Genomic DNA, 13,305 nt, shown 5'->3' with positions numbered 1-13,305 from the left:
GCAGCGAAAGCTAAACAAGCTGACGCCGATGGAATATCGACGCCAGCTTGCAGCCTAGGCTTTTTTCATTTGTCCGTTAAATGGGGTCTTGACCACTCAACAGACGGGGGTTATTTGACGTTTACGTTAAGCTCTTTTTTTGCCGAGAAGTTGGGCAAAAACCTCTTCCAATGTTAAGATCGGTTGCTCGATATGTTCTTCGCAACGCCAACATACAAAACCGTCTGGGCGAACGAGAACAACGCTTTTTTCCTTGGCTTGATAAGCATTCTGCCAGCCATGATCTTTGTCAATGAAATCTCCATTCTGTCCTACGCTATAAGTATTAATTTTGACACCAAACTGCCCGGATACGTATTTCGCCGCATCCTCCCATCCCTCGGCTTTTTCCCCTACAAACAAAACAAATCCTAATCCTAACAAGTCAAGCGTGGAACATTCCCTACCTTGGTATTCGCCCCAAATATGAGGGGCCCGTGTACCGAGGCGCCCCTTTAGTTCAAAATGATCGAGCGATGAAGGAGCGGCATCCTGTTTAAGGATGGCTTTGGATTCGTAATGATAGCCAACCGATACAATCAGATCGTCAAACGGAGATGTTCTCTTTTCCGTCTGTTTTTTCATGGCCGAAAACACACCCGTGTCGGCGACTCGCCCGGCCTCTGAAACCGTCATTTGGGCGACGGGACGACGTTCAGCCTCATAAGTTTTCAACAGTTCAGGGCTGGCCGCTTTATGAACGGCTGCTGCCAATTTCCATGCTAAGTTATGAGCGTCTTGTACACCCGTGTTGGCTCCGTAACCTCCAGTCGGCGGCATGAGGTGAACTGCATCCCCAATTAAAAAGACGCGATCCTGTTGAAATTGCTCAGCGACCTTTTCCGCTGCTTCCCAAGGCAACACACTCAATATCTTTACTTGGAGATCCGGTAAATCAATCGCCTTTTGTATGACTTCCCTGCATCGTTCTTCTGAAAAATGAGCAGCAGTCTCACCGCCTTCAAAATCATAAGAAACGTGATAGCACCAACGGTCACGATTATTAATTGCAAGCAACACGCCTGCCGCCCCGGTACGTGTGATGTTGCACGCACTGAATTCGCGTCCCTTTACAAAATGTTCGAGATCTGCTTCAAAATAAATATTAATGATATGACCGTGTGAATTCATTTCGGTCATCTTGATGTTCAGCATTTGACGAACCGGGCTTTTTGCACCGTCAGCAGCAATCATATAGTCTGCTACTATGGTTTCTTCAACACCCGTTGTACGATTGAGAACGGTAGCCCTAACATGGTCTTCATTTTGTTCAAAAGCAGTCAATTCTGTATGAAAACGAAGATCCCCCCCACGTTCGTGAGCTGCTTCAAGCAAGATGGGCTCGACCAGATTTTGTGTAGCACGGACGCTGGAAGCAGGACTTATCTCTTTAAGGGTAGCAAAATACGATTTCACAGACTCTGGCAGTATTTTGGGGATATCCATTTTTTCCGGATCAAACTCTGCCTCTCTTAATGTATGGGCCGTGTACCACCCTTTGCCTTTGGCCAATTGCGTGCCGATCTCTTCGATTGCTTTAGCCAACCCCAGTTCTCGATATAATTCCATTGTCCGAAAGTTTAAGCCCCGCGCCCTTGGATGAATGTTCGTTTTTTGATGACGTTCAATAAGTACATAGGGTACGCTATGCCGCGACAAGAATAACGCTGCGGAAAGACCGGCCAATCCCCCTCCGACAATCAGTACAGGAACATTAGTGATTTTTTTAGACATCATATCCAATCAATCCTTTCTGTCTTATTCTCTCCAATTGTTTTGACTAAACCATGTACTTCTATCACCAGCAAATCTTCGCCTTCCTCCTTAACGGTGTTATATTGATTTTTACTATAACGGTGTTAAAGAACATTTGTCAAGCGAGTATACAAAACTAATGTAACACTGTTAAATTCGCTTGTTATGTCTTATAATTAAATAAACGAGGTGCGAACATGGAAGATCATTTGAAACTAAGCAAAAGACAACAGGAAATCGTCGAAGCGGCGCTTGAATTACTGGCTGAAAAAGGATATGACGAATTATCTATTCGTGATATTGGAAAAAAGCTAGGTGTCAAAGCCCCGGCCATTTACTGGCATTTAAAAAACAAAGCCATGATTGTGGACTACATGGCCGAGCATATCTTACAAAAAAAGATGGGAAATTTCGTTCCAAGGGAAAGGGAGCAGTCCTGGCAGGATTGGCTGATTGAGCATATCACATTGTTTCGTAAGGCTATGCTCTCTTATCCTGATGGCGGGCGTGTGATAGCCGGCGCGCATCCTTTTCCCAATGGAACTTTAGCGAAGTTTTTGGAAGTTTCTTTTGCCTCCCTTCGCAGTGCAGGAATGGATATACGAACAGCCAGAATTGTTATGCTTACCGTTATTCGTTATACATTTGGCTGTGTGATTGAGGAACAGGCGGACGAGCAAAACTGGGAAACGCTGCCCGAGCGTACAATAAACAGCGGCGAATTAACAAACATTATGGAAGCTATTAATGTCGGCGGTACGGATGACGAAAATTTCATGACAGGGCTTAAATTAATTGTCGCAGGTGGAAATGAAGCGATGGCATCAGACAAATTTTTTTGAAATACCGTTACCGCTCGTTCCCCGCCGTCCCCACTGCCTAAATGAAAAAGCCGCCCGTCGCATCGACAGACGGCGGTTTTTTTATTCAAAATCAAGCGTCGCAAGGCTTCCCGAAAAGTTCACTATAACCAGATTCCCTACTCTACACGCTATTTGCAAGGGTGTTCCATTTATCGGATTTGAATAATCAGTTAGCTTTTTATTTAGACTATTCGCTTTCGCGTTAATTACATACTCCCGCATCATATCCACATTTTGGTTATATCAAGCATGATGCAATGTTTCATTATTTTTGGTTTCTGTCAGCTGTAGTTACTCACCCTTCATCACCCAAGCCAGATTCGATCGCTATCAGCTTACCCACTAACCGCTCCGTTGCAGCCGCCGTAAAGCTCAACACGCCTCCCTTGTTTACGATATCTCCCTGCTTGATCCGTTCATCCAGCCAACTGGAAACAAAATCTGGCGCGTATCCTCCTGTGCTGAAGCCTTGCGCAAAGGCGATCATCTTTTCGTACTCCGCCAAATACTGCGCTCGCGTCACTCCCGGGTTTGCCCCGGCGTACAACCAGAACTGGATATCATACATCAGCATGGACAACTCGTCCGCATGAAAAGCGAAATAGCCTTTGTCCTCTACGATCTGGGTGCAAATATTGCGAATGACCGCTTCAATCCGATCTATTCCGTCGGCTTTCTCGCATAAAGATCGCAATAAAGATGAGAATTGCGCATACTCCACCTTGTCCAAATCATCGAGCTTGTCCTGTTCAGAGGTATCGAATACTTCCTCATTGACCAGTCCTGCGATAAAAGTCGCAAAGTTAGGCGCAAGGAAGGTAACCCAATAACCAGCCTCTTGATCCACATGTACAACTGCAGGCTCGCCGTCCCGGCCGCATGCGCGATAATCCAGCATAATGACATCATGCCCTGCCGACGGGCAATCGCACAGGACAACCCCGATGTCCGGATAGCCCCATTCTCCCTGCATAAAATTGCTGCCCAAACTGCCGCCCAGACTATAAGCTTTCTCGCGCCCGATCCCCATAATGCCCGTAATGGCTACATGATCCTCCGCCCAAGAGGTCGAGACGGCAGTCGGAAAACAAGTATTGACCGGTATGCCGCCATTCTGCTGCTGCATCAGCCAAATATAATCTGCCGGAAGCTTGTATCCAAGCTCCTCTTCTATAGAAGCAATCATCTCGGCAGTAGGCGGCGCCTCTACATAACTCTTGTCCGCATAATCGCTCATCTCCCAGAACTGACTGAAGTCGCGCTCGCGGAAAGGCACACGAGTAATCTCCCTGATCGCCACAGCTTGTCTCACCATAATATCGTGGCAAGCCTCTATGTACTTATCCACATCTGCATTGCCAGGCTCCAGACGATCGAACTGCTCGAATGCGGAGAGCGCCTTTTCCCATTGATGCATGTAGAAATAAGAATAGCCGATGCGCCAGTTCCACGTTGCATCCTGTCTTCCTTGCTGTTCTACCGACAGCAGCTGTTGCAACGCTTCCGTGTAGCGCCCCAAGTTGTTAAGCGCTCGGCCATAATGACCCACCAATTCGTAGTCCCGCTCCGATTCAGGTAGTTGCTCGATCGCTTCAACAATTTTGTCGTGCTGATCATCGTCATACCAGCTTTGCAGCTTGTCCAACAATTCTTTTGACATTTCGCCACTTCCTTATTTCAATTTTTCAAGCTTGAAGCGCTTACCCGCCACGGTCACGCCACGTACAAGCGCAGCGTTCAGTGCGCATAGAACATTCGTAGTCAGACAGGTTTGAAGATCGGTGTAGTTAGCAAACCGTGAATATTGCTTGCCCCAAGCGTAAAGCGTCTTGCCGGAGTGTGTTCCCGCTCCGATTGACGTCGCTGATTGTCGAACTTGCTGAGTCGCTCATTGAGAGTGGAGCAGATACTGTCACGTTGCCGTTCGGTGGCCTGACGTAAAGGCACTGCACGAAAGCTAGCTTTCCCGTGGTTAAGGATAGTGAATGGAACAGGCCCTCCCATCCTACAACGTCAAAGCGATATAGTAACAAACTACAATTCGATCAGATTTTGATCTTTTAAAAAAGTGTCATAGTTCCTATCAATAATTTCTATGCTAGCATGTTGGGATGATACAATAAACATCTTCCTAACGACATAAAATGTAGATTTTTTCGCCCAACTTATGATAAGGTTCACCTCAACGGGGCTATCGGCGAAAAATAAGAAGGAGCTTGTCGCAGCGTGACAGCTCCTAGAGATCCAATTGGTTAACATAAACCATATTCTTTTTTCACCGTCTCCTTAACTTGCGGTCTACTTTGAAAATGTGCTAAGTAAAGACGGCCATACGGAAATTTTCTCACGGCAGGATGGACATAATGTTTCCCCCGCTAAATAATACAGATGCCTAACCAATGTTTGCTCCCCGATCGCTTCCGCCCGCTCCGCTAATGTTCGTATTTCTTCATCTGCAAATGACGTGACCGGGACGATCACATGGGATTCCTGATCAGTGTGAAAGACGGGATCTTGTTCATAGGCTTGCAGTATTTCGATTTCTACAGAATTATCTTCATGAGGCCAGATGAATACATCATTTTCGCAGGCCGGACACACGGCCACATACTCATCCCCGTTAATAAAAGTCATCAACATATCGGCAAGCATATACGAACCTCGATAAGCGGCATCCGCAACAAGAATAAAACGTTTCTCCGTCTCATCGATGGAATGATGGGCTGTATAGGTGAATACTTCCTTTGTAAGCGCCTTGAGTTTACCAATGGCCTCTAAATATTCACGATACAATTCAGTACAGACAGAGCTGCCTACATCTTCAGCCAGTTCAGCCCAAGATTCTGGAAATGGCTCCTCATCGTGCCCATCACGGCTTGCCTCGATTATACCGCAATTTACAAACAGCTCTTTGCGCACTTCAGCATCTGATGTAGAACATGCTATTTGTGTCAAAAACGGCATCGCTGCATATGTAGCCGTATATATCGTATTTTGATGGTACAAGTACTCTTGAAAGATTTCATCAAAAATCTCCTGACTATATTGCCGCATTAGCTGCTGCAATAACACAGATACGTTTTCTGCAGAACTGTACGGTCCTGTCAGCTTTCCCCATACATCGCTATTCCACTTAAGCAAGCTTTCCCTCCGTTCCTAATTGCCAACTTCTACCCTTTCTACTAATTGTATCACATAAAAAACACTGAAATCAGTGCCAACATCCAGCGCCTCTATCTCCCTTATACGCTTCATAACAACGGACGCCCTTTCAGATATGTGATTATGAGTAGAAGTGGCATGCCCTTCCATCCCTTTTCTAGAGACTTAAAAGTTCATCAAGGAGTTTAATCATATCTTTTGCCTGATTTTCATCAGTAAAACAATTAGTATTCATCTGGATCAGACCAAATTTTAATCAAACTGAGCGAATCCGATACCTTCATTTTCTCAAGCGTAAGCGTTTTACCTCCACTATATTTTATAGTCTGGTTCCGTAGCTACTATTTTCTGCAGGCTCCATACTTAAATTGCTAGGGAGATTGTGCAACCCCCATTGCACAGATGGATATTTAAAAATATGGTTTTATCTTGTGAACCGTAATTTTTTTCATATTTTATCTTTCAAAAATAATTTACATATCACGCCTGTGCAATACTGTAAGAACGGCTTTCTTGTTGAGGTCGAAGTCATTGCAGTTAAACGGACATTTTATGAGCCAACACAATGGCATTTACCGCTGATACGGTATCCTTGGCTACCAGCTGTTCATCCAGCTTCACATGAAGTTGTAAGGTAGAGACTGGTGGATTTTTAGTAGAAATCATGAGCTCAACCTCATGAGATGAAAGCACCTTCGCTTGCATGATTTGCAGCCAGGGGATAAGATCCGGTAATGATTTATCCTCCGAAGGGCCGGTTTCCATGCCATCCACCCCAATAGGTGAATGCCCATCGAAATACTCAATCCTGAGCACAGCATGAGAGGGGGTACTGTTCCTCTTCAAGGTCGTGGCCTCCTCCAGCCGATGGCGGGAGGTTTTTTTAGGGCCGATAATCACATTCCACAAAACGATAAACAGAGAGGGGATGAGGAAACCGAGCACCGCCAACCAACCACTGGAGGTCTTCACATAGACGGTAAAAAAGAGGGCTGCGGACAGAATCGCAAGCAACCATATGTAGAGCTCCTGCCGCCATTTGGGCTGACGCTTCCCAGATGCTGGAGGAATGGACTGTGCCGGCTGAATTTCCAGAGCTTGCTCCGTCTGAGTTACCGTACGTTCTCTCCATGGCAAATGCTCCCCATTCAGCATATAGAAGTTATCGGCCGCTCCCTGCCAGACCTTCTCCTGCGAGGGATGCGGCGACTGCCAGAGGGCAACGTATTCTTGAATGTCTTTCAGATAGAGGGCGGGATCGCCCGTGAACGAGAAATATTGCGAAAGCTCCAGATGAATAACGGCAGCAGAATACCGCTGTACATGGGTCGATAAGGTTTCCAGCCACTCATGTACAGGAGCGGCAAGCGAAGGGAAATGGGCCAGCGTGCCGGGTAAACTCAGGCGCAACTGCTCTGCAGCATCCGCCCATGGAATCTGCCATTGGAATGCCTTGGAAAAGCATTCCCACTCAGGCAGATCCTCCACATCCGGTTGGTCCATATGGGGTTGAATCTTGCTCCATGCTTGCATAAGCTGCCCGCTATAGCGCTGGAACTGCTCTTGGCTGACCAGACAAAACCATACTGGAGCGAGAAAATTATTCGTCTCGAAAGCTATATTCTCATAATCGACTGAATCTGTATCGGCGTTTGTAACGCTCAGGAACGTCCGGTTTCCCATATAAGATCCTTTCCTCCTACCTTTGTTTCACATCCAATAATGGAGTCAAAAAGCGATTCTAACAGTCCATGGTTTTTTGTTGGAAATTAAGTTTCAGACTTGAGATGTCGTGTGAACAAGATGCTTCATTGAAAAACTTTCCACCCACCCATTGAGCGCTGTCTGTAACGGCAAGTTTTAGGGCCATCCTTCGCGGATGGCCCATTTTCAGTTCGCTTTCTTCAACTATCGTTCTCCGTTACCACACTGCTTTTCTGGCGTCACTTATTTATTACCGAGTTGTTCCGCCAAACCGATTAGAAGTCCTTCATTTCCACGAATGTAGCAGAGCCGATACGAGTCCTCGTACTGAACCACTTCGCCAACGAGCTGAGCACCATGCTTAGTGAGTCTGGATACCATTTCGTCAATGTCTTCAACGGTGAACATGACGCGTAGATAACCGAGGGAATTTACAGGAGCAGTTCGGTGATCTGATATAGCAGGGGGGGTGAGAAATCGCGAAAGCTCAAGTCGGCTGTGGCCATCTGGGGTAACCATCATAGCAATCTCTACACACTGTGAACCCAGCCCGGTTACGCGACCAGCCCATTCACCTTCGACAGTAGCTCGCCCTTCGAGCTTCAAGCCAATCTCCTCGAAGAAAGAGATTGCGTCATCAAGGGATTCTACGACGATGCCAACATTGTCCATTCTTAGTAATTTGTTTTTTGCCATAGTTTGATCTCCTTATGTGTACAAATTTATTACCTGATCTTCTTCATATTTATTCTATCAAGAATTACCAATTCTAAAACTCCTAATATTTTATACTTTAACAATTCGGAGTTACGATATAGCTTAAACCCGGTTCAAGCAATATTTGGTACATATATTATATTCGTGACCTGGCTCAAGACCCCTTTTCGAGGTGGCATTTTCTTTTTCAGGAGGAATTAAAGAATGAGGATTATCAAGACAAAGCAGGACTTTGACATCCTGCGCTATGGCTAGTTTCTCAATCGCATTGTATTCGTTCTTCTTAGACAAAGGCAAACTCCCCTTCAAGTAGCGGTTATTTAGTAAACCTGTCTACTTGAAGGGGAGCATTATCAAAATCGGTAGCCTGTTCCGTAATTTATAATAGCGAGGTTACGAACTTCACTTCCGGAAAGCGCCTATCCGGTCCTTTCATTAAGCTTCCGCCTTGATTTTTCAGATACATATCGAAGAAATCCAGCATATAGGCATCGATAACGGAGTTCGCTCTTCCGGGCGCAATCTTTCCTGTAATGCCCAGCATTTTGAATATCGGAGAAATGAATTGTACGTCGGTAAAATTCAAATGCTCCGAATTTTCGATATAGAGGAATTGTCCCCCTGAGTCGACCGATTCGCGCATCCGTTCAAGCTCTAACTTTTTGTCTTCCGTTACTTGATCCATCCACTCTCTTGTGTTGCCCATACGTTTAAGCTCTGCCTCCGTGTAGGCGTGGTTATCCATCACCATCTTTAATCTTTCGAATTCGCTTTCCGAGTTCATGAACAAAAACGGCTTTCGCAGACCCTCTCTATCACGCAGTCGATAAAGCGCTCCATCCAAGTCGATTCCAACCGCGATTCGCGGATCGTAAGCAGCGTCATAGGCCGTCGCTCCGCCGATGGAATGACCGAACACCCCGACATGACCGAGATCCATCCTTCCTTTTAGATGACTTGGAATCTGCCCCGATTGGATGAGCTCGAATTGGTCCAGTGCAAACGCCACATCGTCGGTTAAAATTTTTCCCAACTTGTCGCGATTTCCGCTTTCTGTCCGGTAGTCATGGTCTGGCGAGAATAAGTCGTTGGTTGAGCTGGTCGTGATTCGACCGTCCGGAAACTCGGTTGCAAATGTATTGTAGGTGTGGTCGATCACTGCCACGATATATCCGTGACTCGCGAGATTTTCGGCTTGTGACGTGTGGAGGAACCTGGAAGAGCCGAAGCCGGGATTCGCAAGGATCAGCGGGTATGAAGCCTGTGCCGAAGAGACTTCGGCCCCCGAATAAGCATGACTGGATACGTACTTCAGGTGTTGCAAAGTAAACCCGGGAAGGCCATAGTTCGCGGCCATATAACGTAATATCCGGGTATCGGGAATAAAGGGAGCGTACTTGCCGGTGCCAGCTTGAGCCGGATACCATACCTGAACCATCAATTCTCTCTTAGCACCTCTGGCTTCGCCGAAAATCTCTTCCCTATTTGTATCCACGAAATGAAAAGCTTGCGTTCCTACCTTAAATTCACCTGTCGGTTCAGGTAGTTTAAATACAGGAAAAGCATACATGAGACCCGCTGTTACGACCAGCATTATCGCTATAGCGGTATAAGCTGAACCCAACATGAATCGCGGGGTCTTTTTTTGGCCGTTTTTTTTAAAATAGCTATAACCTGAAATCGCTAAAAAAATGATCGTTATGCAATATGGGAAAAATAGCTGAACTCTGCATCCTTCCACCGTCCAATGAATGACCAGTAAAAGTGTGGCGATCCCGCTTGTAACGAATACTGGAATTCTACGCCGTCCTTTTTTTAATAGGACTGTTAATGCAAACAAGCCGATGTTTGACAAAAAAATCAGCAGTTCAAACAGCCTCATCTCGATTCTCCTTTTAAAAAATTTCTATTTTCGTTTGTTCCAATCTTATCCTGCCAGGCTGGCCTAAGCTATCGATTTGCCTTACATCTATCTTACAAGTTTGTAATTCGATCTTGCGGTATTGGAGGACTCGTAAAACGGTTTCTTTTCAGTTTGAAAGAGTACCGCTTAAGGAGCCAAGTCCTATGTTTAGTATCCTGATTGTAGAAGACGATCTTAAGCTGGCGCAGCTGCTTCAATCATTCCAAAATCGCAAAAGGGGATGTTTGTGTCAATAGCCTCCGACACAAACATCCCCTTTAAACTAAAAAGGACCCTTATATTATTGTATTTTAATTTCGGAAGGATTTTAGTTCAATGTCAATCCCATTCCGAGTACTGGTGATTATTAGGCCCTGTTAGAGCCTCGCGAACGTGATGTAATCGACTTGGACAGGCTCTGCCGATTCGATCCGAAGTGCCCGGTTGATCTGTCCCCGGTGATATTGCCCATGTAAGACGACCTGCGACAGGATGTCCCGGACGGACGTTCGGAACGGAACCCCGCTCTGGTTCGCATAGTCGATCATCTCGTCCAACTCGGCTTCCTCGAGCCCTTCGATATAGACGCGATATTGCTCGGCATTTTCTTCGAACATCGTCCGGATCGCCGTCAGGTCTTCCGCTTCCTCCCATAACGAATATTGCGTGCTGCCCTTGCCCTGCAATCGGGACAGCCAGACTCGTTCCGCGGCCGCGACGTGCCGAACCAGCTTCAGAAGGTCCTTGTTCTTCGTCTCACTCTCCTCGAGCGCGTCCAAGATGCGTCCGTCCGCCCAGTACAGGTGCTCCATCATGCACTTGATCGTCTTCATTTCGGTTTCCCCCTCTTCGTCTCATCGATTACTTGAACCTACTATTATCCGTTAGTTTAATCATTTGAATGAACTAAAACAACCTTTTTTGGGTGAATTCCTTGTTGCTGTAACACTTCCAAGGAGAAACGTGCATTTTCAAGGGTTTTATTCGAATGCGAATACAGACGATGCTGACTGCCTTTGTGGTGAATGCCAAACGAATGACGATGTTGATAAGTAAAATGCAGCCCGCATCCTAACGATACGCGCTGCATTTTACTTATCAACTCATGTAGTCGGTTCTCTGAAGCCCTGTTCAACAAAAAAACAAGGGTTTTGCAGTGATCTCTCATCGTACGTCTTTCTTCGTTTAAAGTTCGGCTATGAAATTTTGGAAGCGCCGTCGCCGGGATGAGCCTTCGTTCACCGGGACTGTCGCGCCTGGAGGTCGCGAATAAAATTCTCGGCCAGCTCCCGCGGGACAAGTTGAGCGGGATCGCGTCCGCTCAAGATCCAGAAGAAGCTCGGTCCGATCAGCAAGGCAGTGGCCTGGTCGAGCGGGACTGGCAGCGTATCCTTCCCGAGCGCGCGCTCGATCACGACACGAGCGCTATCGCCGAGCGGGTCTTTCGCGGAGAGCAGCTCCGCCACGACGGAGTCATGCTGCGCTTCACCGAGGAGTGCCCGATAGGCGGCACCGGCCAGTGAGTGCGCTAGGAAGCGCAGGAGTGCTTCCAGGTAGGCCGTGACGTCGTCCAAGGGATCTCCTGAGAGACTAATCGCAAGCTCTTCCTCCGCATCGGCTGCGCTGGCCTCAAAGAGGATCTCCGCTTTGTGCGACCACCATCGATACACGGTCTGCCTGGACACTCCGGCCCGCTCGGAGATGCCCTTCATCGTCATTGCCGCATACCCGACCTCGATCAAGAGGTCGTCAACTGCATTTAAAATAGCCGTCCTCGCTTGCTCGTTTCGGGGACGGCCGACGGGATTGTGTGCTTTGTCCATGTCTCAATTATACAAGGGGACGTTGCTCCTTGTCCATTTCTTGATTATATGTAGACACAATGTCTCGTATTTGTTAAAATTTCGGTACATGGTGTCTTGAAAATATAACATTACGACATCGACCGGCCGCTTTCCAAATCGGTTGCCGGGCGTTTCAATGGATGCACGTAGAAGGAGAACGTAATCATCATGCACATATTTACGACTGGAGTGACGAACGTGTTCAATATGTTCAATTGCCCATCAACATCGAACGGCAAAGTCGTCGAGCTCGCGCAGGCGTTCGCAGCAACGCTCTCCAAAGACCAGCTCCGCGATTTGAACCAGGACTTTTCGCTTAAGAACGCAGTGAACTGGTCGAATTATCCTCAGGCAGCGCTCGGTCGCCGCGGTCACTGCGGCTTACGGATCGGCACACTATCAAAAGAGCAATGGACGGCGCTGAACGCCCTGCTCGCGGCGGCTACCGGTTCCTTCAAAAGCAAGGGTTATGACGAAATCCAACAGATACTTAACGCCGACGACTATCTCCGCGATCATGGCGGAGGCCGAGACTACGGGCGGGAAAACTTTTACGTCGCCTTCCTCGGCACCCCATCCGATTCAGGTACGTGGGTACTGCAATTCGGCGGACACCATCTGGCCGTCACCAACACCTACGCGGGTGGTGTCCTCGTTGGTGCGACGCCCTCGTTCCGCGGCATCGAGCCGTTCACGACCTTCGAATACAACGGTGTCAGCGATCAGCCTCAGCAGCAGAACCAGAAAGCCTTCGTGGCGCTGCTTGCCTCTTTCGACAATGACCAGTTAGCCGTGGCCAAGCTTCTCGGTAAATACCGCGACCTCTTGCTGGGCCCGGGCAGCGACTGGGAATTCCCGACTATACCTGTGGGCATTCGGGGCCCCGAGCTGCGCGGGAACCAGAGGGCTCTGCTATTAGCGGTAATTGAGACGTATGTCGGCAGCATCGACAAAGAGAACGCCGCGAGGATCCTTGCCGGCTATGAAAACGAACTCGATTCCACGTACGTCGGTTATTCGGGCTCAACCTCTATGAGCAAACCGAGGGACTACATTCGTATCGACGGCCCGTCTGTGTGGATTGAGTTCTCCATGCGCAACGGAATCATTTTCTCGGATCCGCATCCGCACGCAGTGTGGCGCGACAAAAACACGGATTACGGCGGAACCGCCTCCTAACCCAAAGCCGTCGCCTTCACCGCGTCTTCGGCCCTGTTCGCCGGGGTTATAAGCCCTCTTGTCGCTAAGACGGCTTTCACACACGCCTTGCTTCAATAAAATACTGGACACCATGCACCGTTTATAGTATATTAAGCTA

General features: G+C 47.6%; 10 protein-coding genes. 2 read left to right on the top strand and 8 right to left on the bottom strand.

The features are described from left to right. Positions 1-126: 126 nt before the first annotated feature. Positions 127-1,776 carry an FAD-dependent oxidoreductase gene (locus tag ABH899_RS18130; protein WP_369999023.1) on the bottom strand — a complete coding sequence of 550 codons (1,650 nt, stop codon included), beginning with the start codon at positions 1,774-1,776 and terminating at the stop codon, positions 127-129. Between the two features lie 215 nt (positions 1,777-1,991). On the opposite strand from ABH899_RS18130, the gene ABH899_RS18125 reads away from it, so the two are divergent. Continuing rightward, positions 1,992-2,636: a TetR family transcriptional regulator gene (locus ABH899_RS18125; protein WP_369999021.1), complete on the top strand. Its 645-nt coding sequence runs from the start codon at positions 1,992-1,994 to the stop codon at positions 2,634-2,636. 316 nt (positions 2,637-2,952) lie between these two features. Here the strand turns inward: ABH899_RS18125 and ABH899_RS18120 are convergent, their stop codons facing one another. The 7 genes from ABH899_RS18120 to ABH899_RS18090 form a co-directional block, all read right to left on the bottom strand. Next, a complete protein-coding gene (locus ABH899_RS18120; RefSeq protein ID WP_369999019.1) occupies positions 2,953-4,317 on the bottom strand; it encodes an SMI1/KNR4 family protein in 1,365 nt (454 codons plus the stop codon). A gap of 638 nt (positions 4,318-4,955) precedes the next feature. Then, positions 4,956-5,798: a hypothetical protein gene (locus tag ABH899_RS18115; protein ID WP_369999016.1), complete on the bottom strand. Its 843-nt coding sequence runs from the start codon at positions 5,796-5,798 to the stop codon at positions 4,956-4,958. 558 nt (positions 5,799-6,356) lie between these two features. Then, the gene (locus tag ABH899_RS18110) at positions 6,357-7,502 is read right to left on the bottom strand and encodes a hypothetical protein (protein ID WP_369999014.1); all 1,146 of its coding nucleotides are present in this window, start codon (positions 7,500-7,502) and stop codon (positions 6,357-6,359) included. A gap of 264 nt (positions 7,503-7,766) precedes the next feature. Next, the gene (locus ABH899_RS18105; protein WP_369999011.1) at positions 7,767-8,219 is read right to left on the bottom strand and encodes a VOC family protein; all 453 of its coding nucleotides are present in this window, start codon (positions 8,217-8,219) and stop codon (positions 7,767-7,769) included. Positions 8,220-8,619: 400 nt separating this feature from the next. After that, entirely contained in the window at positions 8,620-10,122 is a 1,503-nt protein-coding gene (locus ABH899_RS18100) for an alpha/beta hydrolase family protein (protein WP_369999008.1), read from the bottom strand. 398 nt (positions 10,123-10,520) lie between these two features. Further along, complete coding sequence (locus ABH899_RS18095) at positions 10,521-10,976, bottom strand: DinB family protein (RefSeq protein WP_369999005.1); 456 nt, start codon at positions 10,974-10,976, stop codon at positions 10,521-10,523. A 405-nt stretch (positions 10,977-11,381) separates the two neighbouring features. Further along, on the bottom strand, positions 11,382-11,966 hold the full coding sequence (locus tag ABH899_RS18090; protein WP_369999002.1) for a TetR/AcrR family transcriptional regulator: 585 nt from the start codon (positions 11,964-11,966) through the stop codon (positions 11,382-11,384). Between the two features lie 189 nt (positions 11,967-12,155). Between ABH899_RS18090 and ABH899_RS18085 the strand changes: the two genes are divergently transcribed. Further along, a complete protein-coding gene (locus ABH899_RS18085; protein ID WP_369998999.1) occupies positions 12,156-13,166 on the top strand; it encodes a DUF3500 domain-containing protein in 1,011 nt (336 codons plus the stop codon). Positions 13,167-13,305 lie beyond the last annotated feature (139 nt).

The sequence above is a fragment of the Paenibacillus sp. RC84 genome, assembly GCF_041260495.1.
Taxonomy (GTDB): domain Bacteria; phylum Bacillota; class Bacilli; order Paenibacillales; family NBRC-103111; genus Paenibacillus_F.
This window is presented reverse-complemented; position numbering and strand designations above follow the sequence as displayed.

Excerpts from the sequence above, each read along its gene's own strand:
- ABH899_RS18130 (WP_369999023.1), bottom strand. The coding sequence starts at position 1,776 with ATGATGTCTAAAAAAATCACTAATGTTCCTGTACTGATTGTCGGAGGG.
- ABH899_RS18125 (WP_369999021.1), top strand. The coding sequence starts at position 1,992 with ATGGAAGATCATTTGAAACTAAGCAAAAGACAACAGGAAATCGTCGAA.
- ABH899_RS18120 (WP_369999019.1), bottom strand. The coding sequence starts at position 4,317 with ATGTCAAAAGAATTGTTGGACAAGCTGCAAAGCTGGTATGACGATGAT.
- ABH899_RS18110 (WP_369999014.1), bottom strand. The coding sequence starts at position 7,502 with ATGGGAAACCGGACGTTCCTGAGCGTTACAAACGCCGATACAGATTCA.
- ABH899_RS18105 (WP_369999011.1), bottom strand. The coding sequence starts at position 8,219 with ATGGCAAAAAACAAATTACTAAGAATGGACAATGTTGGCATCGTCGTA.
- ABH899_RS18100 (WP_369999008.1), bottom strand. The coding sequence starts at position 10,122 with ATGAGGCTGTTTGAACTGCTGATTTTTTTGTCAAACATCGGCTTGTTT.
- ABH899_RS18095 (WP_369999005.1), bottom strand. The coding sequence starts at position 10,976 with ATGAAGACGATCAAGTGCATGATGGAGCACCTGTACTGGGCGGACGGA.
- ABH899_RS18090 (WP_369999002.1), bottom strand. The coding sequence starts at position 11,966 with ATGGACAAAGCACACAATCCCGTCGGCCGTCCCCGAAACGAGCAAGCG.
- ABH899_RS18085 (WP_369998999.1), top strand. The coding sequence starts at position 12,156 with ATGCACATATTTACGACTGGAGTGACGAACGTGTTCAATATGTTCAAT.